A 20,930-nucleotide genomic window follows, 5' to 3' on the forward strand; every position below is an offset into this window, starting at 1 on the left:
TCCGGGCTGGATGTCACGGGTGCGCCCAGCTCGGGGGTTCGTCGTCAGGAGGGCCGCCCGGCGGGACAGGGTCATCCGGCGCGAATCGCACGGTGGGCGCATAGGCGGGCGGTTCGTCGATGTACTCCACGCCGGCCGGGGAGACCCACCGGAGCACACCGCCGCCCACCTGTTCGACGGTCCAGTCCGTGAACTGCTTCATGGAGTGGTGGCGCTGACACAACGTCGCCAGGTTGCCGACGTCGGTGGGGCCGCCCAGGGCATGGTCGCGCGTGTGATCGACCTCGCAGGAGACCGCGGGGAGGGCGCAGCCGGGCATCCGACAATGGCGGTCCCTTGCACGGACGTGCTGGTCGATCGCGGCGGTGCGGTGATACGTGTCGGTTCTCAGGACGGCGCCGGTGATCGGGCGGGTGATTACGCGATCCCACGGGACGGGTGTCGCCACGGCCAGCTGTTTCGCGAGGCCGATGTCGATGGGGCCGTGTCCGATCAGCTGGGCGGGGTCGCGATTCTCGTCGTCCGGGTTCAGCACCGACAGCGCCGGAACGACGACCTGGATCCTCGCCCGTATGGCGCCGAGGGTGCCCGGTCCGTCGTCGGTCCGTGTCGGATCGATCGCGGGGGCAGCGGTGAGCAGGAGGTCGGTGAGAACGTCCGCCCGGATCTGGTCGGCGGTACGGGTGTCCGCCTGAGCAGCCTGGGCAGCCTGGATACCGTCGGTGGCGCCGGGTGCGCCGTCGGGCGCCGGTTCCTGTCCCGCTTCCGGGGCCGCCCCTGGCGCCGACGCCCGTTCCTGCTGCGCCGCCGACGCCGGCATCCCGAGGCGCGCCGGATGCCGGCCACTGGTGGATGACGCGACACCTCCTCCGAATGGGGAGGACAGGTGTCCCACTTATGGCGCCGGCGCGGGCCGGTGATCAGCGCCGCGACGACAGTCGGACGGCGAGCGACACGACGACCCCGTCCGGCGCCGGAGCATCCCAGCCGTGAAAGACAGCCGTGCCCACCCTCGCGATGAACCCGTCGGGCTCGTTCTCGATGGTCACGTGCGCGGGCTCGACGGCGAGCCCGCGCCCGTCGGCCTTGAGCGCCGCCTCGACACGCGCCCACCCGCGGTGGTCCGCCCCTGCGGCGAGCACCCGGTCCACACCGACGGGAGCAGAGGTCACCGTCACCGCGTCGACCCCCAGAGCCGTGGCGAAGGACGACGGCGCGACCGCGGCGACGACCCACCGGTCCGTGTACGACACCGACACGACGTGGCGACCGCCGACGACGAGCGGCCGGCCGTGGGCGGTGCTCCCGCAGCGGGCGCAGCGTCGCACGACGACGGCGCCGGGCAGCAGACCGTCGATCAGCTCCGCTGACGCGTCGCGCCGTGGCATCCCGTCCGTCCGGGGCGCCCACGCGACCCGCACCTCCGAGGGGAACCCGCGCGACGCGCCCGTCACACCCGCGGCTCGTGCGTCTCGATCGCGACGATCCCGGAGCCGGGGTGCTCCACGGGGATGTGCACCACCGAGAACGCCGCCGTCTCCAGGGCCGCCGAACTGCCCAGGTAAGACCCGCGCATCGTGCCGGTGGCCAGGGCCAGCTCGTTCATGATGTCGGGGAGCACGGGGCCGTGGCTCACCAGGACGACGGGCTTGCGCGCCCGGACCCGCTCGCCGACCACCGCGCGGGCGTCGCTGCGCCCCACCTCCCAGTCGTCCTGACTGATGGCACGGCACAGGTCCACGCGCTGATGCAGGGCCTCGGCGAGCGGCGCGGCCGTCTCGACGCAGCGGTCCGCGGGGCTCGAGACGATGCGGCGGACACCGAACGCCCGGAGGGGGCCGACGATGGCCCGCGCCTGTCGGACGCCGCGCGGGCTGAGCGGGCGGGCGGCATCCGGACCCTTCCAGTCCTCGCGCGACTTCGCCTTCGCGTGCCGCAGCACCACCACGGGGAAGGTGGGAAGAGCGTTCTCGTCCACGAGCCGCACGAACTCGTCGAGGATCTCGATGTCCACCGGGTAGCTGAGGTGCTTGCGCGCCTTCTTCAGCCCGACCCATTCGATCGCCGCGATCTCCTTGTTCGGCACGAAGGTCGACGCGCGGACGGCGGCCTCCGTCGCCTCCGCCGCCCAGTAGTGCACGACCTTCGTCCGGGAGCTGGGGAGGCGGTAGCGCGACACCCCGACGGGCACGCCGAGCGCCACGGCGATCCCGGTCTCCTCGCGGATCTCGCGCACCGCCGTCTCGGCCAGCGTCTCGCCCGGGTCGACCTTGCCCTTGGGCAGGGTGACGTCCCGGTACTTGGTCCGATGGATCAGCAGCACCCGCAGCTTGTCGTCGACGACGCGCCAGACCACGCCCCCGGCGGCGTAGACGGCGGTTTCGCTCACCGGACCGCCCGGGCGCGACGCTTGCGCTGGATCCGCGTCATGGTGTGCTCCTGCAGGTCGATCAGGGGGGTCCCGTCGGCCTGCACGCTGTGCCGCACCCACTCGCCGTCCGAGCGCAGGTGCCACGAGCTCGTCTCCTCGCTCATGGCCAGGTCGAACAGCGCGTTCAGGTCGCCGACCTGGCGCTCGTCCACGACGCGCACGAGCGCCTCGACGCGGCGGTCGAGGTTGCGGTGCATCATGTCGGCGCTGCCGATGTAGACCTGCGGGTCGCCGTCGTTCGCGAACGCGAAGATCCGCGAGTGCTCGAGGTAGCGACCGAGGATGGAGCGGACGGTGATGTTCTCGCTCATCCCGGGCACGCCGGGCTTGATGGAGCAGATGCCGCGCACCCAGACCTCGACCGGCACGCCCGCCTGGCTCGCCCTGTACAGCGCGTCGATGATCTGCTCGTCGACCATCGAGTTGACCTTGATCCGCACGCCGGAGGGCTTGCCGGCCAACGCGTTGCGGCGCTCCTTGTCGATGTGGCGCAGCAGTCCCTTGCGCAGGTGGAGGGGAGCGACGAGGAGGCGCTTGAACTTCTTCTCGATCGCGTAGCCGCTGAGCTCGTTGAACAGGCGGGTGAGGTCGCGGCCGACCTGGTCATCGACCGTGAACAGACCGAAGTCCTCGTAGATGCGGCTGGTCTTCGGGTTGTAGTTGCCCGTGCCGACGTGGCTGTAGTGGCGCAGCACGCCGTCCTCCTCGCGGATGACGAGCGCGAGCTTGCAGTGCGTCTTCAACCCGACGAGGCCGTACACGACGTGGACGCCGGCCTTCTCGAGCTTGCGCGCCCAGACGATGTTGTTCGCCTCGTCGAAGCGCGCCTTCACCTCGACGAGCGCGAGGACCTGCTTGCCGGCCTCGGCGGCGTCGATGAGGGCCTGCACGATCGGGCTGTCGCCCGAGGTGCGGTACAGCGTCTGCTTGATGGCGAGCACATGCGGGTCCTTGGCGGCCTGCTCCAGGAACGCCTGCACGCTCGTCGCGAAGGACTCGTACGGGTGGTGGACGAGCACGTCGCCCTTGCGGATGGCCCCGAAGATGTCGGCGCGCCCGTTCTGCTCGGGCGGCTGGAAGGGCAGCGCCGTCTTGGGCACGTGCGGGGGGTAGCGCAGGTCGGGACGCTCGATGCGCGACAGGTCGAACAGCCCGCGCAGGTCGAGGGCGCCCGGCAGCCGGTAGACCTCCTGCTCGGTGATGTCGAGCTCGCTCAGCAGCAGGTCGCGCGTGAGGTCGTCCATGTCGTCGGTGATCTCGAGACGGATGGGCGGCCCGAACCGGCGGCGGAGCAGTTCGGCCTCGAGCGCCTGGATGAGGTTCTCGGTCTCGTCCTCCTCGACCGTGACGTCCTCGTTGCGGGTGAGGCGGAACGCGTGGTGATCCAGCACCTCCATGCCCGGGAAGAGGTCGCCGAGGTGGTTGGAGATGAGCTCCTCGAGCGGCAGGTACCGCACGCCCGGGCCGTCGCCGGAGACCTCGACGAAGCGGGGCAGCATCGGCGGCACCTTGAGGCGGGCGAACTCCTGGCGGCCGGTGCGGGCGTTCCGGATGCGGATCGCGAGGTTCAGCGACAGCCCCGAGATGTAGGGGAACGGGTGCGCCGGGTCGACGGCGAGCGGCATCAGCACCGGGAACACGTTGCGCTGGAAGTACTCCGTCAGCTTCTCCTGGACGGATGCCGCCAGCGACCCCCACGACACGACCTCGATGCCGGCCTCGGCCAGGGCGGGCCGGACCATGTCGGTCCACGCGGCGGCGTGGCGCAGCTGCAGGCGGTGCGCCTCGGCCGAGATGTCGGCGAGCACGTCCTGCGGCGCCCGGCCGACGTTCGTGGGCACGGCGAGGCCGGTGACGATGCGCCGCTTCAGGCCGGCGACGCGCACCATGAAGAACTCGTCGAGGTTGCTGGCGAAGATGGCGAGGAAGTTGGCCCGCTCGAGCACCGGGATCGTGGGATCCTCGGCGAGCTCCAGGACGCGCTGGTTGAAGGACAGCCAGCTGATCTCGCGGTCGAGGTACCGGTGGTCGGGCAGCTGGTCGTCCTCGGCCTCCACGGCCTCGTCGAAATCGTCGTCGTCCGCGTCGCCCAGGCCCGCGTCGAGCACGTCGTGTTCGATCATCCCCACATCATGACAGGGGTCGGTGACACGCGTGTGAACGGTTGCGTTCCGCGGGGCTCAGACCGTGGCGGCGGGGACCGGCGGCTGATCGTCCTCGTACACGTTGAAGCGGTACCCGACGTTGCGGACCGTGCCGATGAGCTGCTCGAGGTCGCCGAGCTTGGCGCGCAGACGGCGGACGTGGACGTCGACCGTGCGGGTGCCGCCGAAGTAGTCGTAGCCCCAGACCTCGCTGAGCAGCTGCTCGCGGGTGAAGACGCGCGACGGGTGCGTGGCGAAGAAGTGCAGGAGCTGGAACTCCTTGTAGGTGAGGTCGAGCGGCTTGCCGTGCACCTTGGCGGAGTAGGAGGACTCGTCGATGATGATGCCGGAGGTCTGGATGCGGGTGGAGACCTGGTCGGCGCTGCGGCGGCCCATCGCGAGGCGCACGCGCGCGTCGATCTCGGCGGGGCCCGCGCCCACCAGCACGACGTCGTCGACGCCCCAGTCGGTGGAGACGGCCGTGAGCCCGCCCTCGGTGACGACGAGGACGAGGGGCGCCTCGAGTCCGGTCGTGGTGAGGATCTTGCACAGCGACTTCGCGCCCACCAGGTCGGTGCGCGCGTCGACGAACACCACGTCCGCGGACGGGGCGTTGACGAGCTGCGCGGGCTCGGCGGGGATCTGCCGGACGCGGTGGCTCAGGAGTTCGAGCGCGGGCAGCACGGGACCGCCGCCGGGGGCGGAGCTGAGAACGAGGAGCTGTGCCAAACGGACCTCCGAGTGCGGCCTGCGTCCCGCCCATCTTAGAGTGCACGCTCGCTCCCGCTGTCAACGACGGCGTGGAGGCGTGCGCCGCCGCCGGCCGTGCGCCAGGATGGAGCCCATGTCCTTCCCCGACCTCGCCCCGCGTCGCACCGTCGGCGGCGTCGTCGCGGTCTGGGTGCTCGCCGCGGTCCTGGGCGTCGCGGTCGGCGTCTTCGTCCCGTCCGAGTGGCGGGCGCAGTGGGCGACCGTGGCACTGGGCGTGTGCGTGATCGTCGCCTTCGCCGTGCAGCTCTGGTACGGCCGCTCGCAGGCGTTCATCCAGCGGGTCGCGGCGAGCGTGCTCGGCGCCCTCGTCGTCCTCGGACTCATCACGGCAGGTTTCGGGCTGGCGATGCTCGTCGCCGGTTAGAGTTGACCCATGGATCTCCTCGCGCTCGAACTGTTCTTCGTGGGACTTCTCGGTCTCGCCTCCCTGGCGATCGTGTTCGTGTCCGGAGTGGTGATCAAGAACCTCTACCGCGGCCAGCGCTGAGCGGCCCGCTGTGATCGAGCTTCCGACCGATCTCCCCTCCGACCTCGTCCCCCTCGCCTGGCTCATCGGCGTCTGGGAGGGCACGGGCGTCATCGACTACGAGGTCGACGGCCGCTCCTATTCGGGGGAGTTCCAGCACCGCGTGAGCTTCAGCCACGACGGCGGACCCGTCCTCAACTACTCGGCGCACGCCTGGCTGCTCGACGGCGACCAGCGCCGCCCCCTGGTGTCCGAGATCGGCTACTGGCGTCTCGGCCGCCCCGCGACCGATGCCGACCCCGGCCCGGCGCTGCTGCCGGCTGTCGCCGAGGCCGCCCCGCGGACCGCCGACGACGTCGAGGCACTCCGCAACGCCGAGAACGGCTTCGACCTCGAGGTCAGCATCGTGCACTCGGACGGCGTCATGGAGCTGTACCTGGGACAGGTCCGGGGCCCGCGCATCGACATCGCGACGGATGCCGTCGTCCGCACGGCCGGGGCCAAGCCCTACGTCGCGGCCACGCGCATGTACGGCCTCGTCGACAACCACCTGCTGTGGGCGTGGGACATCGCCGCCCTGGGCCGCGAGCTCGGCTCGCACGCCTCCGCGCGCCTGGCCCGGGCGGAGTGACCGTGGCCACTCTCGCCGAGGTCCCGGGCGCCGTCCTCGACGACGACGGCGGGCTCCGCCATGTCGGCTCTCCTCTCACGGAGCAGCGCCGCCTGGCATCCGGGTCCGCCCTGGCCCCGCTCGCGGACCGTCGCGTCCTCACGGTCGGCGGCGAGGACCGTCTCAGCTGGCTCGACTCGCTCTCGTCGCAGGCGCTGACGCACCTGCCGGCCGGCGTCTCGACCGAGCTGCTGATCCTGGACCCGCAGGGGCGCGTCGAGCACGCCGCCGCGCTCGTCGACGACGGCGCGACCGCCTGGCTGATCGTGGATGCCACGGATGCCGAGCCCCTCGCCGCCTGGCTGACCCGCATGCGCTTCCGCCTGCGCGTCGAGGTGCGCGACCGCTCGGACGAGCTCGCCGTGATCGGCGGCACCCGCGACGCCGTGTCGGCGCTGTCCGCCGTCGCGCCGGAGGGGCGTGCCGTCGTCTGGGTCGACCCGTGGCCCGAGGTGTCGCCGGGCGGGTGGGCGTACGCCCGCGTCGAGCCGCACCCCGGGGCGGACCGGGACTGGGCGGAGGCCGTCGTCGAGCGCGCCGAGCTCGACCGTGTCGTCGCCGCCGCGGCCGCGGGGGAGCAGTCCCTCGCCGGTCGCGAGGCGGTCGAGGCGCTGCGCGTCGCCGCCTGGCGGCCGCGTCTGTCGGTCGACGCCGACGAGCGCCTCCTGCCCCACGAGATGGACTGGCTGCGCACCGCGGTTCACCTGTCGAAGGGCTGCTACCGCGGGCAGGAGACCGTCGCCAAGGTGCACAACCTCGGCCACCCTCCCCGGCGCGTGGTCGCCCTGCAGCTGGACGGCAGCGACAGCATCCTGCCGTCCCGGGGCGACGCGGTCCGCGCGGGCGACACCGTCGTCGGGGCGATAACGTCGGTCGCCGTGCACCACGAGGACGGTCCCATCGCTCTGGCGCTGATCCGCCGGAACGCCCCCGAGGGGGTGACCCTCGAGATCGACACCGAGGACGGCGTGATCGCCGCCGCGCAGGAGACCGTCGTCCCCTCCGACGCCGGCGCCACCGCGGGGGTCCCGCGCCTGCCGCGTCTCGGACGCCGCCGCGCCGCGGAATGAGCGACGGCGAGACCTGGTCGACGACCTCCGGGGTCGTCGTCCCGCGGTCGCGCATGAGGTCGAGCCTCCGCCGGCGCCTGGCGCGCCTGCGCGAGTCCGCGCCGGCCGTCGCGCAGATCGTCGTCGCGGCCACCGCGGCGTACGTCTTCGCGCATCTCGTCCTCGGGCATCCGGCGCCGCTGCTCGCGGCGACGGTCACCGTCTCGAGCCTCGGCCTGGTCCGGGACGCCCGCCCCTGGCGGGTGGCCGAGACGGTCGCGGGCATGCTCGTCGGCATCCTCATCGCCGAGATCGTGCTGCTGCTCGCCGGCGCCGGGTGGTGGCAGCTGGCGATCGCGATGACCCTCACCCTCATCGTCGCCCGGTTCCTCTCGCCCCAGCCGGGGTTCGCGCTGGCCGCGGTGGTCCAGTCGCTCATCGCCCTCATCGCCGTGGGCGGCGCCCCCTTCCTCCGTCTGCTCGATGGCATCGTCGGCGGGGCGGCGGCGCTCCTCGTGACCGCGCTCATCCCGCGGACCCTGCGGCGCACCGAGCTGCGCGACGCCGACGAGCTCTTCGACGCCTTGGATGCGGCGATGTCGACGATCGTGCGGGCGCTGCGCCGCGGCGACCGCGCCCGGGCCGACCGCGGGCTCGACCGCGCCCGCTCGCTGCAGACGTACGTCGACGCGTGGACGGGGTCGCTGGAGTCCGGCCGCGAGGTGGCGCGCATCTCGCCGTTCCTGCGCCGGCAGCGCGGCGAGCTGCAGCGCCACGAGCGCGCCCGGGCCGCCCTCGACCTGGCCACGCGGAACCTCCGCGTCATCGCCCGTCGGGCGGCGTACCTCTGCGCCGACGGCGAGAGCCGTCCGGTTCCCGCCGACCTGCTGGCCGAGCTCGCCCGCGGCGCCTCCCTCGTGCGCGACGCCCTCGCCGACGCCGACCGCGAGCCGGAGGCGCGGGCGTATCTGGCCGCGATCGCCCGACGCCTGGACCCGGCGGCCCTGCTCCCCGGCGGCGGGGTGGGGGAGCTGAACCTGCTCGCCGCCCTCCGGCCGCTGGCCGTCGACCTGCTGGTCGCGGTGGGAGTGCCCTCCGGCGAGGCGCGCGACCTCCTGCCGCGCATCTGAGCCGCGGTCGGCTCGGCGCCGCGTCGTCTCGCACGAGAAACGCGTTCTGCACCGAGAAACGCGCGCACCCGGCGTTCCTCCGTGCATAGGGCGTTTCTCGCGGTTCCCGCCGACGCACCTCCCGCGGCGCACGTCCCGCCGCGGCGCACGACTGCGGCCGACGCTAGCCCCGCGGCGCGACCGCCGACCAGTCCACCGTGACCTCGCCGAGGCGCCACCGACCCGGCTCGCGGACCGGCCATCCGGCATCCCTCATCGCCCCGACGGCGGTGCGCCAGCGGTGGACGGGACCGAAGGGGGCGACGGCCGAGGCGCGGGCCCACTCCTGGTCCAGAGCCGTGAGGAACGCGTGCACCCCCTCGCCGGGGACGTTCCGGTGGATGAGGGCCTTGGGCAGACGCTCGGCGGCGATCGACGGAGCGTCGAGCACGTCCAGGCGCAGCGACACCGTGAGGGTCCGCGGAACGGCGTCGGCCCCGACCTCGATCCACGTCACGACGCGCCCGATCTCGTCGCACGTCCCCTCGACGAGGATGCCGTCGGCGTCGAGGCGCCCGCACATCCGCCCCCAGGCGTTCGCGACGTCGGCCTCGTCGTACTGCCGCAGGACGTTCATGGCCCGGATGATCGCCGGCCGTCGGCCGCGCGGGACGGGCACCTCGAACCCGCCGAGCGCGAACCCGACCCCCGGCATACCGGCGGCCTGCGCCCGGGCGCGCGCGACGCGGTCCGGATCGATCTCGAGACCGAGGACCTCGACGTCCGCCCGCACCCGCCGCAGCCGCGCATGCAGCTCGAGGGGGGTGACGGCGCTCGCCCCGAAGCCGAGGTCCACCACGAGCGGATCCCCGGCCCGGCGGAGCACCGGGTGCCGGGCGATCCAGCGGTCCACCCGTCGCAGTCGGTTGACCCCGGTGGTGCCACGCGTGGGGCGGCCGACGGGGGAGGCGTTCACCCGAACATCCTGCCAGCCGGGGGCCGGGTCCCCGGCCCGTGGAGGACCCCGCCGTCTCGCTAGCATGGAGGCATGACCGAGCCTTACACGCTGATCCTCCTCCGTCACGGCCAGAGCGAGTGGAACAAGACCAACCAGTTCACCGGGTGGGTCGACGTCCGCCTCACCGACCAGGGCAAGGCCGAGGCGAAGCGCGGCGGCGAGCTGCTCGCCGAGTCCGGCATCCTGCCCGACGTCCTGCACACCTCGGTGCTCAGCCGTGCGATCCAGACGGCGAACATCGCCCTCGACGCCGCCGACCGTCTGTGGATCCCCGTCAAGCGCTCGTGGCGCCTCAACGAGCGCCACTACGGCGCCCTGCAGGGCAAGGACAAGGCGCAGACCCTCGAGGAATTCGGCAACGAGCAGTTCATGCTCTGGCGCCGCTCGTTCGACGTGCCGCCGCCCGCGCTGCCCGCCGACGACCAGTACAGCCAGGTCGGCGACCCCCGTTACGCCGACATCGACGGCGAGGTGCCCGACACCGAGTCGCTGAAGATCGTCATCGACCGCATGCTGCCCTACTGGCAGAGCGACATCGCCCCCGACCTGAAGGCCGGCAAGACCGTCCTCGTCACCGCCCACGGCAACTCGCTGCGCGGTCTCGTCAAGCACCTCGAGGGCATCAGCGACGGCGACATCGCCGAGCTGAACATCCCGACCGGCATCCCGCTCGTGTACCGCCTCGACGCCGACCTCCGGCCGCTCGGCCCCGGTCAGTACCTCGACCCCGAGGCTGCCGCCGCCGGTGCCGCCGCGGTCGCCGCCCAGGGCAAGAAGGACTGACGCACCGGAACGAGAAAGAGGGTGGATGCCATCGGCATCCACCCTCTTCGTCGTCGCGGGGTCAGACGACCGGCGCGTGCTCGACGGTGGTGTCCTCGCCGTCGTTGGCCCAGTCGCCGGTCGCCAGGTAGACGACCTTCTTCGCGACGGACACGGCGTGGTCGGCGAAGCGCTCGTGGTAGCGGCTCGCGAGCGTCGCGTCGACGGTCGCGGTGGCCTCGCCCTTCCACGAATCGCCGAGCACCTTCTCGAACACGCTGACGTGCAGCTCGTCGATGTCGTCGTCGGCGTCGCGGATCGCCTCGGCGATGCGCAGGTCCTGCGTGCGGAGCAGCTCCGCGAGCTTGCGGGCCACCTCGACATCGAGCTCGCCCATGCGGGTGAAGGTGCCCTTCAGGCCGCGGGGGATCGCACGCTCGGGGAAGCGGGAGCGGGCCAGCTGAGCGATGTGCTCGGCCATGTCGCCCATGCGCTCGAGCGACGCGCTCACTCGCAGCGCGGTGACGACGATGCGCAGGTCGCGGGCGACGGGCTGCTGGCGGGCGAGGATCTCGATCGCGAGCTCATCGAGGGCGATGGCCTTCTCGTCGATGACCGCGTCCGCCTCGATGACCTCCTCGGCGAGGGAGACGTCGCTCGTGCCGAACGCGCGGGTGGCGCGGTCGATGGCGACGGTCACCAGGTCGGCGATCTCGACCAGACGGCTCTGGACGTCTTCAAGGGACTGGTGGAACACTTCGCGCATCGCAACTGACCTTCCTCGTTCGCGGCACGGCACACACGCGTCCCGCGACCCTCCGCGATTGTTCCCAGCGAAGGTTAACGAGTGGTGCTGTGACAGTGAATAGTAGCCCTCCCCGGCAACGGTGCGCGGCTGAACGTCCGGTGACGCACAGATCGCGCCCCTACGCTGGAGGCATGGATCAGACGCAGCTCTCGCTGCTCGCGCTCCTCGTGGGATTCCTCGTCGGAGGCTCCGTCGTCGGCCTCGTCGTCGGAGCGCTGCGTGCCCGCGACCGGGCGCTGGCGCAGGTGTCGACCGCCGTGCCCGAGGGCGTCGAGGCGATGCTCGGAGCCATGGACGACCCCGCGTTCGTCTGCGACACCTCCTCCACGGTGCTCGCCCTCTCGCCGGCCGCCGAGGTGTTCGGACTCGACGAGGGCCAGGTGATCGCGAGCGACGATCTGCGCCGCGTGGCCCGCGCCGCGCGCGACACCGGCGCGGCGGTCGCGGAGAACCTGCGGCTGCGGCGGGGGGCCGCTCCCGCGGAGCCGCGGCTCGTGGCGGTCCGTGCCACCCCGATCTCGCCGCGGCTCGTGCTGCTGGTCCTGCGCGACATCACCGAGCGCGAGCGGGTCGAGGAGATGCGCCGCGACTTCGTCGCCAACACGAGCCATGAGCTGAAGACGCCCGTCGGCGCGGTGAGCCTCCTCGCCGAGGCGATCGAGTCCGCCGCCGACGACCCGGCGCAGGTGCGCGCCTTCTCGGCGCGGCTGCAGGCGGAGATCGCGCGCTTGAGCGCGCTGACCAACCGCATCCTCAGCCTCTCCCGCCTGCAGGCCGCCGACGAGCTGCGCGACGTCCGCGACGTCTCGATCGACGAGGTCGTCACCGCCGCGGTCGAGTCGCACGCGCTGCAGGCCGATTCCGCCCAGGTGACGGTGGTCCGCGGCGGGACCAAGGGGCTGTGGGTACGCGGCGAGCCGCAGATCCTCACGGAGGCCGTCGGCAACCTCATCGCCAACGCCATCGCCTACTCGCCGAACGGGTCGAAGGTGGGAGTCGGGGTCAAGCTCGACGACACCGTCGTGGAGATCGCGGTCACGGACCGCGGCATCGGCATCCCCGAGGGCGACCAGCACCGCGTGTTCGAGCGGTTCTACCGCGCCGACCAGGCGCGCTCGCGCCGCACCGGCGGCACCGGCCTCGGGCTGTCCATCGTCAAGCACGCGGTCCAGCGTCATGGCGGCGAGGTGCGCCTGTGGTCGCGCCCGGAGCGCGGCTCGACCTTCACCATCCGCCTCCCGCAGTCCGAGGCGCCCGATCTCGACCAGACCCGCACCAAGCCGCGCCGGAAGCCCCGCAAGCCGCCTGCCGCGCGCCCCGTACCCGTGAAGGGGGACACCCTATGACCCGCGTCCTGATCGTCGAGGACGAGCCCGACCTCGCCGACCCGCTCGCCTATCTGCTCCGTCGCGAGGGCTACGAGGTCGAGATCGCCGAAGACGGCGCGCTCGCCCTGACCGCGTTCCGCGAGCGCGGTGCGGACATTCTCCTTCTGGATCTCATGCTCCCGGGGATGCCGGGGACGGAGGTGTGCCGGCAGCTGCGGCTGACCTCGCAGGTGCCGATCATCATGCTCACCGCCAAGGACTCCGAGGTCGACATCGTGGTGGGGCTGGAGCTCGGCGCCGACGACTACGTCACGAAGCCGTACTCGACCCGCGAACTGCTCGCGCGCATGCGGGCGGTCCTGCGCCGCCGCACGCCCGAGGACGCCGACCTCGACGACCGCGTCCTCACGGGCGGTCGCGTGACCCTCGACATCGACCGGCACACGGTCGCGGTGGACGGCGGCGAGATCAACATGCCGCTGAAGGAGTTCGAGCTCCTGGAGGTGCTGATGCGCAATGCCGGTCGCGTGCTGACGCGCGGCCAGCTCATCGACCGCGTCTGGGGGACCGACTACTTCGGCGACACCAAGACGCTCGACGTCCACATCAAGCGCATCCGCTCCCGCATCGAGCAGAACCCGAGCGAGCCGACCATGCTCGTGACGGTGCGAGGTCTCGGCTACCGCTTCGAGTCCTGATCCCGGGAACGACGAAGGCGCCGACGGTCCTGCCGTCGGCGCCTTCGTTCGTGCTCAGGACGAGGGGGTCTCGGTCGCGGACGGCGTCTCGTCCGGCGACGGGGTGACCAGCGGGGTCGGGGCGACCGTCGGGGTCGGGCCGGCCGGGGCGAGGTCGCTCAGGTACTCCAGTGCGCCGTCGAGCACGGGGACCTGGATGAGGGCGCCCTCGGAGTCGCCTGACTGGAAGTAGACCGGGGTGGTGGAGCCGGGGACCGCGTCGATGCCCTCGAGCAGCAGCGGCTCGACGTCGTTGGCCAGGTCGCCGAGGCTCAGGGTGGTGCTCGCCGGGACGTTGACCGTCGCGCGGACCGCGGAGGACCCCTCGCCGACCTCGATGCGCAGAGTCTGCTGCTCGAGGGTGTCGTTGACGATGGCGGCGATCATGTTGCCGTCGGTGCCCTCGGCGTCCGCCACGATGAGGGCGTTGCGCACGTGCAGCGGGCCCGACTCGGGGACGTTGACACCGTCCGATGCGGAGTACTGGATGGTCGTCGCCTGCGGAGCGATCAGGTTGCAGCCGGACGTGCCGAGCACGACGGCCGCTCCCACGACGATGGACGCGATGAGGCGCGATTTCACGGATCCTCCAAAGACAGACGGCATCCCCGCCATTCTATGGGGTCCGCGGAACCGGCCCGGTCTCGCGCGCGGGCGGCGTGCGTACCCGGGTGCGCGGGCGCGGGGAGGGGGCGGAACCTTAGCGCATGGGGGCCTGTGGTATCCTGGACGTTGCCGAAAGGACATAACTCCATGCTTTTTGAGGTTGGCGAGACCGTTGTTTACCCGCACCACGGCGCGGCCACGATCATCGAGGTCAAGGAACGCGTCATCAAGGGCGAGACGAAGAAGTATCTGAAGCTCAACGTCACGCAGGGTGACCTGGTCATCGAGGTTCCGGCTGAGAACGTCGATCTGGTCGGCGTTCGCGACGTGATCGGCCGGGAGGGCCTGGACAAGGTCTTCGAGGTGCTGCGCGCGCCGTTCACCGAGGAGCCGACCAACTGGTCGCGTCGCTACAAGGCGAACCTCGAGAAGCTCGCGTCCGGCGATGTGATCAAGGTCAGCGAGGTCGTCCGCGACCTGTGGCGCCGCGACCAGGACCGCGGTCTGTCGGCCGGCGAGAAGCGCATGCTGGCCAAGGCCCGCCAGATCCTCGTCTCCGAGCTCGCTCTGGCCGAGAAGACCGACGAGGAGCGCGCCGGCGTCGTCCTCGACGAGGTCCTCGCGTCCTGAGCCCCCGTCGGCCCCGCGCTAGCGTGGGGGCGTGAGTCTTCCGCCCCCACCGCGCACCGCCGTCATCGTCGTGGCCGCCGGCTCCGGCACCCGCCTGAACGCGGGCGGGCCGAAAGCCTTCGTCGGCATCGACGAGCACTCGATCCTGCGGCACGCCCTCCGCGGCGTGTTCGCGGCCGAGCGGGCGCAGGTCGTCGTCGTGGCCCCCGCCGGGCTCGAGGGCGAGGCGCTCACCGAGGCTCTCTCCGTCGCGGGCGACCGCCAAGACCTCGTGACCGTCGTCCCCGGCGGGGTTACTCGGCAGCAGTCCGTGCTGGCGGGCCTTGCGGCCCTCTGGGGCGACGTGGACCTCGTCCTCGTGCACGACGCCGCCCGCGCGTTCACTCCGCCCGTCGTGTTCGACCGCGTGATCGCCTCCCTCAGCGGCGGCGCCCCCGCGGTGATCCCGGTCGTCCCCGTGGTCGACACCATCAAGCGCGTCGCCGCGGACGGTGCGATCGTGGAGGGCGTGGACCGCGCGGAGCTCGCCGCCGCTCAGACGCCGCAGGGCTTCCGCCGCGACGTCCTCGCCGCGGCCGCCGCCGCGGTCGACGCCGACCACACCGACGACGCCTCCCTCGTCGCCGCGGCCGGCCACCCCGTCGTCACCGTCGCCGGCGACGAGCGGTCGTTCAAGATCACGACGGGCGCCGACCTCGAGCGCGCCCGCGCCCTGCTGCCCACCGGCCCGGAGGCATCCATGTCCGTTCCCCTCCTCCCGCGGGTCGGCGTCGGCACCGACGTCCACGGTTTCGGCGGGACGGGGGAGCTCTGGCTCGCCGGTCTGGAGTGGCCGGGGGAGCCCGCGCTGTCCGGGCACTCCGACGGCGACGCCGTCGCCCACGCCATCGTCGACGCCCTGCTCGCGGCGGCGGGCCTCGGCGACATCGGCACGCACTTCGGCACCGACCGCCCGGAGTTCGCCGGCGCGCACGCCGACGCCTTCCTCTCCCACACGGTGACGCTCCTCGCCGAGGCCGGCTGGCGGGTGGGGAACGTGTCGGTGCAGGTGCAGGCCAACCGTCCGCGCTTCGCCGCACGCCGGGTCGAGGCCGAGCAGACGCTGTCGGCGGCTCTCGGCGGCGCCCCCGTCTCGGTCAGCGCCACCACCACCGACGGCCTCGGGTTCACCGGACGGTCCGAGGGGGTCGCGGCCTTCGCGACGGCCCTGGTCGTCCCGGTCTGATCCCGGGCCGGCGGCGCTCCTCAGAGCGCGCGGGTCATGAAGGTCGACAGCGGGTCGGGCAGGTACGGCGGGAACGCCGGGCACTCGACGAAGCCCTCGCTCGCGTAAAGGCGACGAGCGGCCAGGAAGTCGTCGGTGCTCCCCGTCTCCAGCCAGAGGCTCCGGATGCCGCGCGCTCGCGCCTCCGCGACCAGGTGATGCAGCATCGCGCGGCCGACCCCGCGACCGAGGTGGGCATCGGCGACGCGCATGGACTTCAGCTCCGCACGGTCCTCGGACAGCCGGGAGAGGGCCCCGATGCCGGCGATCCCGCCGTCGACCCACGCGGAGAACAGCGAGACGTCCTCGCCGCCCAGCGCGTCCAGATCCAGGGCGTGCACGCTCTCCGCCGGGGTGTTGGCGTGCATCCCGGCAAGGTGCGCGGCGGCCAGCGCGCGCGTGGGCGCGCCGGAGAGGTCGTCGGGGCGGATCTCGATCATCACCGTCGGAGCGTACCGACGCCGTGTGACGGCCGGATGTCGTCCACGGGGAGCGGACAGGGGCGGCCGGTAAGCTTGACAAGTGACCGTCCGGATCTATGACACCAAGGCGCAGGCCCTGCGCGACTTCGTGCCCGTCGACCCCGGAAACGTCACCGTCTACGTCTGCGGCCCGACGGTGCAGTCGGGACCCCACATCGGGCACGTCCGCGCCGCCCTCGCGTTCGACCTGCTGCGCCGCTGGCTCGCGCACCGCTTCGGTCGCGTCACCTTCGTGCGCAACGTCACCGACATCGACGACAAGGTCCTCGCCAACGCGACCGACACCGAGCCGTGGTGGGCGCTGGCCTACCGCATGGAGCTCGAGTTCACGCGGGCGTACGCCGCCGTCGGCATCCTTCCCCCCACCTACGAGCCGCGGGCGACCGCGTCCGTGCCGCAGATGCAGGAGCTGATCGCCGAGCTGATCGACCGCGGTCACGCGTACGCCGCGGCCGGCGACGTCTACTTCGACGTGCGCTCCTGGGCGGGGTACGGCGAGCTGACGCGGCAGTCCCTGGATGCCATGGAGCCGGCGGCCGACGCGGACCCCCGCGGCAAGCGCGACCCCCGCGACTTCGCCCTCTGGAAGGGCGCCAAGGAGGGCGAGCCGTCCTCGGCGACATGGGACTCGCCGTGGGGCGCGGGACGACCGGGCTGGCACATCGAGTGCTCCGCGATGTCGCGCCGCTACCTCGGACCCGAGTTCGACATCCACGGCGGCGGACTCGATCTGCGCTTCCCCCACCACGAGAACGAGCTGGCGCAGTCGAGCGCCGCGGGCGACGCCTTCGCGCGGTACTGGTTGCACAACGGCCTGGTGACCGTCGACGGTCAGAAGATGTCGAAGTCGCTCGGCAACTTCACGCTCGCCGCCGACGTGCTGGCCGAGCGCGACCCGCGCGTCGTCCGCTACGCCCTCGCCGCGGCCCACTACCGGTCCAGCCTCGACATCTCGGACCGCGGATTCGACGAGGCCGCCAGCGCGCTGGACCGCATCGACACGTTCCGTCAGCGTGTCGTGCGCGCCGCCGACGCGGTGGTCACGGCGCCGGGCACAGTGCCGGACGCCTTCGCCGCGGCCATGGACGACGACCTCGGCGTGCCGCAGGCGCTCGCGGCCCTGCACGAGACGGTCCGCGCGGGGAACACCGCCCTCGACGGGGGAGACCTCGCGGCCGCCGTCGCGGCATCCCGGTCCGTGTCGGCGATGCTCACGGTCCTCGGACTGGATGCCACCGACCTCACCGCCGCCGACGGGGGAGCCGAGACCGCTCTCGACGCCCTCGTGCGCACGATGATCGACCAGCGCGCGCAGGCGCGCGCCGACAAGGACTGGGCAGCGGCGGACCGCATCCGCGACGCCATCGCCGCCGCCGGAATCACGCTGGAGGACACTCCGGCCGGAACCCATTGGAGTATCAATGCCTAAGCCAGGACGCCCGGGCGCACGTAACCCCGGCAAGAAGAAGGGCCCGCTGAAGGGCACCGGCGGGCACTCCCGCAAGGCGCTCGAGGGCAAGGGCCCCACCCCGAAGGCCGAGGACCGCGCCTGGCACCCCGCCGGCAAGCGCAAGGCCGCCCAGGAGCGCTACGCCGCCGCGGGCGGGAAAACCAAGCCCGGCGTCCGCGCCGTCGGCTCGCCGAACCGCAACGCCCGCCCCAAGCAGAGCGATGACACCGAGACGGTCACCGGCCGCAACTCGGTGCTGGAGGCCCTGCGCGCCAAGATCCCCGCGACGGCGTTCTACATCGCGCAGCGCGTGGAGATGGACGACCGCGTCAAGGAGATGCTGTCGATCGCCACGAACCGCGGCATCCCGGTCCTCGAGGTGACGCGTCCCGAGCTCGACCGCATGGCGGGCTTCGACGGCGTCCACCAGGGCGTGGCGCTGAAGGTGCCGCCGTACGAGTACGCGCACCCGCAGGACCTGCTCGAGGAGATCATCGACCGCGACGAGCTGCCCCTGCTCGTCGCCCTCGACGGGGTCACCGACCCGCGCAACCTCGGCGCGATCATCCGCTCCACGGGCGCCTTCGGCGGTCAGGGCCTCATCATCCCGCAGCGCCGTTCGGCCAGCGTGAACTCCGCTGCCTGGAAGACCAGCGCCGGCGCGGCCGCCCGCATCCCCGTCGCGCTCGCGGCGAACCTGACGGCGACGCTGAAGGAGTTCAAGAAGCAGGGCGTCTTCGTGCTCGGCCTGGACGGCGGCGGGGACGTGTCGCTGCCCGCCCTGGAGCTCGCGGACCGCCCGGTGGTCATCGTCGTCGGCTCCGAGGGCAAGGGCCTGTCCCGCCTCGTGACCGAGACGTGCGACCAGGTCGTGTCGATCCCGATCTCGACCGCGACCGAGTCGCTGAACGCCGGCATCGCGGCATCCGTCGCCCTCTACCAGGTCTCGACGCTCCGCGCCGCCGCGGACTGACCCCACCGAAAGGACGCACCATGCCCCGCATCGCCGTCATCGGAGGCACCGGCTACGCCGGCAGCCACATCGTCACGGAGGCCGTCCGTCGCGGCCACACGGTCGTCTCCGTCGCCCGCTCGGTTCCCGCCGAGCGCGTCGAGGGCGCCACGTACCTGGAGGGCACCGTCCTGGGCGTGCCCGGCCTCGTCGCCCAGCTCGAGGGCGTCGACGTGGTCGTCTCGGCCGTCGCGCCGCGCGGCGACATGGCGGGCAAGCTGCGTCCCGCCATCGCCGAGCTCGTCACCGCCCTCCCCGACACGGTGCGCCTCGGCGTCATCGGCGGGGCCGGCGGCTCCCTCGTGGCCGAGGGCGGACCGCGACTGATCGATACGGACGGGTTCGCCGAGGAGTACAAGCCCGAGGCGAGCGAGGCCATCGGCATCCTGGAGGACCTGCAGGCCGACGACACCGGCCGCGACTGGTTCTACGTGCACCCGGCGGGCGCCTTCGGCGCGTGGGCGCCGGGCGAGCGCACCGGCCGCTACCGCGACGGCGGCGCGGTGCTCGTCGTCGACGAGAACGGCGAGTCGTCCATCGGCGGCGCCGACTTCGCCATCGCGGTCCTCGACGAGATCGAGAACCCGAAGCACGAGCGGGAGCGCTTCACCGTCGGCTACTGACCCGGCGGCGCATGCGGAGGCCGTGGCATCCCGGATCGATTCCGGATGCCACGGCCTCCGTCGTCTGCCGAGCGGCGTCGCGCCGCGAGCCCGGGCGGGCGTGTCCCACTCCGTGCGGGTTCGGGGCACGATTCCTGCACGACGTGGGACACCCCGTGCGGGCGAGGCGAGGAGGCGGGTGCGGGGCGGCGCGGGTGCCGCGTCAGACCAGGTCGCGCCAGTCGACGTTCGCGGTGTCGGTCGTGGGGACCTCGCCCGTGGCCGGGGCGTCGGCGTCGGAGACGACGGGGACGGACATCGTGTCGGTCGGCGGGCCCATCACGGTGGCCTCGTCGCGGCGGTGGCTGAGCACGTCGTCGATGTAGGAGGTGACGACCTCCGCCAGGGGCACCGACCGCCCGCGCGCCTGCGACATGTACCACCGGTGCTCCAGCACCTGGTGGAAGACCTCCGCGGGCTCGAGCTTGGCCCGCAGGTCCCACGGGATCGCCATGACGATCGGCTCGAACACGCGGGTCAGCCACTCGTGCGCGACCATCTCCTCGTCCGCGCCCAGCCGCGACACACGTGCCCGGAACTCGTCGAGGTCGTTCAGCAGGCGGCGGGCCTGGTTCTCCTCGACGTCGAGACCGGTGAGCCGGAGGAGCCGACGCTGGTGGTGGCCGGCGTCCACGACCTTCGGCTGGATCGACACGCGCGTGCCGTCGGATGCCGTGGTGATGGACATCTCGCCGATGTCGAAGCCCAGCGCGTTGAGGCGGTGCACGCGCTCGGTGATGCGCCAGGACTCGTCGACGGCGAAGCTCTCGCGGTCGGTCAGGGCGGCCCACAGCGAGTCGTAGGACGAGACCAGTCCGTCGGCGACGGCGACGGCATCCACTCCGCCCTCCAGGCGCCCGCCGGCCTCGAGGTCCATGATCTCGCCCGCGATGTTCGTGCGGGCGACGTCGAGGTCGTGCGCGCGCTGACCCCGGCTGAGGGTGTTGCCGTGCAGCTCGCCCGTCTCGGCGTCGACGAGGTAGGCGGCGAAGGCGCCCGCATCCCGGCGGAACAGGGTGTTCGACAGCGAGACGTCGCCCCAGAAGAAGCCGACGTTGTGCAGGCGCACGAGCAGCACCGCCAGGGCGTCGACGAGGCGGGTGGCGGTGTTCGGCCGCAGCACCTGGGTGAAGAGGGCGCGGTAGGGGAGCGAGAAGCGGAGGTGCGCCGTCACGAGGGCGGCAGGCAAGGGGCGGCCGGAGGCGTCCGTCCGTCCGGCGATGACGGCGACCCGCTCGACGCAGGGCGTGCCCAGCCGGTCCAGGTTGCCGAGCATGTCGTATTCGCGCCGCGCCATCTCCTCGGTCGTCTCCTTGATCGCGACGACGCGGCCGGACAGGTTCGCGAAGCGGACGAGGTGACGCGAGATGCCCTTCGGCAGCGCGACGATATGGGTGCTCGGCCAGTCGGCGAGGCCCGTGGACCACGGCAGCTGCAGGAGTCCGGGGTCGACGGTGCTGGCGGTGATGCGGAGCGATTCGGGCACGATGCCTCCGGGAGAACGAGTGCGGCGCGCCTCCGCCCGGATCGG

22 protein-coding genes are annotated in these 20,930 nt (G+C 72.5%); 12 read left to right on the plus strand and 10 right to left on the minus strand.

Translation table 11 applies throughout. From position 1 onward, the window contains the following. Nucleotides 1-13 precede the first annotated feature (13 nt). The 5 genes from MRBLMI1_RS00540 to MRBLMI1_RS00560 all read right to left on the minus strand — a co-directional run bounded on the left by MRBLMI1_RS00540 (nt 14) and on the right by MRBLMI1_RS00560 (nt 5,304). The gene (locus tag MRBLMI1_RS00540) at nt 14-820 is read right to left on the minus strand and encodes an HNH endonuclease signature motif containing protein (protein WP_367726185.1); all 807 of its coding nucleotides are present in this window, start codon (nt 818-820) and stop codon (nt 14-16) included. Between the two features lie 100 nt (nt 821-920). Next, a complete protein-coding gene (locus MRBLMI1_RS00545) occupies nt 921-1,388 on the minus strand; it encodes a hypothetical protein (RefSeq protein WP_367726187.1) in 468 nt (155 codons plus the stop codon). A gap of 62 nt (nt 1,389-1,450) precedes the next feature. Further along, a complete protein-coding gene (locus tag MRBLMI1_RS00550) occupies nt 1,451-2,389 on the minus strand; it encodes an NUDIX hydrolase (protein WP_367726188.1) in 939 nt (312 codons plus the stop codon). Next, nucleotides 2,386-4,554, minus strand: coding sequence for an RNA degradosome polyphosphate kinase (locus MRBLMI1_RS00555; protein WP_367726189.1), 2,169 nt, complete (start codon nt 4,552-4,554; stop codon nt 2,386-2,388). Before MRBLMI1_RS00555 ends, MRBLMI1_RS00550 begins: the two co-directional genes overlap by 4 nt. A gap of 57 nt (nt 4,555-4,611) precedes the next feature. Next, the gene (locus MRBLMI1_RS00560; protein WP_367726190.1) at nt 4,612-5,304 is read right to left on the minus strand and encodes a winged helix-turn-helix domain-containing protein; all 693 of its coding nucleotides are present in this window, start codon (nt 5,302-5,304) and stop codon (nt 4,612-4,614) included. A gap of 115 nt (nt 5,305-5,419) precedes the next feature. On the opposite strand from MRBLMI1_RS00560, the gene MRBLMI1_RS00565 reads away from it, so the two are divergent. The 4 genes from MRBLMI1_RS00565 (at nt 5,420) to MRBLMI1_RS00580 (ending at nt 8,661) form a co-directional block, all read left to right on the plus strand. Then, on the plus strand, nt 5,420-5,710 hold the full coding sequence (locus tag MRBLMI1_RS00565) for a hypothetical protein (protein ID WP_367726191.1): 291 nt from the start codon (nt 5,420-5,422) through the stop codon (nt 5,708-5,710). A 133-nt stretch (nt 5,711-5,843) separates the two neighbouring features. Continuing rightward, a complete protein-coding gene (locus tag MRBLMI1_RS00570) occupies nt 5,844-6,443 on the plus strand; it encodes an FABP family protein (protein ID WP_367726192.1) in 600 nt (199 codons plus the stop codon). Nucleotides 6,444-6,445: 2 nt separating this feature from the next. Further along, on the plus strand, nt 6,446-7,552 hold the full coding sequence (locus MRBLMI1_RS00575) for a YgfZ/GcvT domain-containing protein (protein ID WP_367726193.1): 1,107 nt from the start codon (nt 6,446-6,448) through the stop codon (nt 7,550-7,552). Continuing rightward, nucleotides 7,549-8,661 carry an FUSC family protein gene (locus MRBLMI1_RS00580; RefSeq protein ID WP_367726194.1) on the plus strand — a complete coding sequence of 371 codons (1,113 nt, stop codon included), beginning with the start codon at nt 7,549-7,551 and terminating at the stop codon, nt 8,659-8,661. The genes MRBLMI1_RS00575 and MRBLMI1_RS00580 overlap by 4 nt, the downstream gene beginning before the upstream one ends. Before the next feature lie 163 nt (nt 8,662-8,824). Here MRBLMI1_RS00580 and MRBLMI1_RS00585 read toward each other — a convergent pair whose 3' ends face one another. Further along, complete coding sequence (locus tag MRBLMI1_RS00585; RefSeq protein ID WP_367726195.1) at nt 8,825-9,616, minus strand: class I SAM-dependent methyltransferase; 792 nt, start codon at nt 9,614-9,616, stop codon at nt 8,825-8,827. Nucleotides 9,617-9,688: 72 nt separating this feature from the next. Here MRBLMI1_RS00585 and MRBLMI1_RS00590 point away from each other — a divergent pair, with 72 nt between their 5' ends. Continuing rightward, nucleotides 9,689-10,441, plus strand: a complete 753-nt coding sequence (locus MRBLMI1_RS00590; RefSeq protein ID WP_367726196.1) for a phosphoglyceromutase — start codon at nt 9,689-9,691, stop codon at nt 10,439-10,441. Nucleotides 10,442-10,502: 61 nt separating this feature from the next. Here MRBLMI1_RS00590 and phoU read toward each other — a convergent pair whose 3' ends face one another. Continuing rightward, a complete protein-coding gene (gene phoU, locus MRBLMI1_RS00595) occupies nt 10,503-11,186 on the minus strand; it encodes a phosphate signaling complex protein PhoU (protein WP_367726197.1) in 684 nt (227 codons plus the stop codon). 173 nt (nt 11,187-11,359) lie between these two features. Here phoU and MRBLMI1_RS00600 point away from each other — a divergent pair, with 173 nt between their 5' ends. Next, nucleotides 11,360-12,574, plus strand: a complete 1,215-nt coding sequence (locus tag MRBLMI1_RS00600) for a sensor histidine kinase (protein ID WP_367726198.1) — start codon at nt 11,360-11,362, stop codon at nt 12,572-12,574. Beyond that, nucleotides 12,571-13,254 (plus strand): response regulator, encoded by a 684-nt coding sequence (locus MRBLMI1_RS00605; protein ID WP_367726199.1) that lies wholly within the window; start codon nt 12,571-12,573, stop codon nt 13,252-13,254. The genes MRBLMI1_RS00600 and MRBLMI1_RS00605 overlap by 4 nt, the downstream gene beginning before the upstream one ends. 54 nt (nt 13,255-13,308) lie before the next feature. Here the strand turns inward: MRBLMI1_RS00605 and MRBLMI1_RS00610 are convergent, their stop codons facing one another. Then, a complete protein-coding gene (locus tag MRBLMI1_RS00610) occupies nt 13,309-13,875 on the minus strand; it encodes a DNA modification methylase (protein WP_367726200.1) in 567 nt (188 codons plus the stop codon). A 171-nt stretch (nt 13,876-14,046) separates the two neighbouring features. Here MRBLMI1_RS00610 and MRBLMI1_RS00615 point away from each other — a divergent pair, with 171 nt between their 5' ends. Together MRBLMI1_RS00615 and ispD are read left to right on the plus strand one after the other, a co-directional pair. Next, on the plus strand, nt 14,047-14,529 hold the full coding sequence (locus MRBLMI1_RS00615; protein WP_367726201.1) for a CarD family transcriptional regulator: 483 nt from the start codon (nt 14,047-14,049) through the stop codon (nt 14,527-14,529). A 31-nt stretch (nt 14,530-14,560) separates the two neighbouring features. Next, nucleotides 14,561-15,754: a 2-C-methyl-D-erythritol 4-phosphate cytidylyltransferase gene (gene ispD, locus MRBLMI1_RS00620; RefSeq protein WP_367726202.1), complete on the plus strand. Its 1,194-nt coding sequence runs from the start codon at nt 14,561-14,563 to the stop codon at nt 15,752-15,754. Between the two features lie 20 nt (nt 15,755-15,774). Here the strand turns inward: ispD and MRBLMI1_RS00625 are convergent, their stop codons facing one another. Next, the gene (locus tag MRBLMI1_RS00625; RefSeq protein WP_367727524.1) at nt 15,775-16,233 is read right to left on the minus strand and encodes a GNAT family N-acetyltransferase; all 459 of its coding nucleotides are present in this window, start codon (nt 16,231-16,233) and stop codon (nt 15,775-15,777) included. A gap of 82 nt (nt 16,234-16,315) precedes the next feature. Here MRBLMI1_RS00625 and cysS point away from each other — a divergent pair, with 82 nt between their 5' ends. Genes cysS through MRBLMI1_RS00640 form a run of 3 tightly spaced genes read left to right on the plus strand, consistent with a single transcriptional unit; the run spans nt 16,316 to nt 19,360 of the window. Continuing rightward, a complete protein-coding gene (gene cysS / locus MRBLMI1_RS00630; RefSeq protein ID WP_367726203.1) occupies nt 16,316-17,704 on the plus strand; it encodes a cysteine--tRNA ligase in 1,389 nt (462 codons plus the stop codon). Then, nucleotides 17,697-18,698 carry a 23S rRNA (guanosine(2251)-2'-O)-methyltransferase RlmB gene (gene rlmB / locus MRBLMI1_RS00635; RefSeq protein ID WP_367726204.1) on the plus strand — a complete coding sequence of 334 codons (1,002 nt, stop codon included), beginning with the start codon at nt 17,697-17,699 and terminating at the stop codon, nt 18,696-18,698. Before cysS ends, rlmB begins: the two co-directional genes overlap by 8 nt. 20 nt (nt 18,699-18,718) lie before the next feature. Further along, a complete protein-coding gene (locus MRBLMI1_RS00640; RefSeq protein ID WP_367726205.1) occupies nt 18,719-19,360 on the plus strand; it encodes an NAD(P)-dependent oxidoreductase in 642 nt (213 codons plus the stop codon). 202 nt (nt 19,361-19,562) lie between these two features. Here the strand turns inward: MRBLMI1_RS00640 and MRBLMI1_RS00645 are convergent, their stop codons facing one another. Beyond that, on the minus strand, nt 19,563-20,885 hold the full coding sequence (locus tag MRBLMI1_RS00645; RefSeq protein WP_367726206.1) for a DUF4032 domain-containing protein: 1,323 nt from the start codon (nt 20,883-20,885) through the stop codon (nt 19,563-19,565). Nucleotides 20,886-20,930: the final 45 nt, after the last annotated feature.

The organism is Microbacterium sp. LMI1-1-1.1, from assembly GCF_040815675.1.
In the GTDB taxonomy this organism is placed as follows: domain Bacteria; phylum Actinomycetota; class Actinomycetes; order Actinomycetales; family Microbacteriaceae; genus Microbacterium.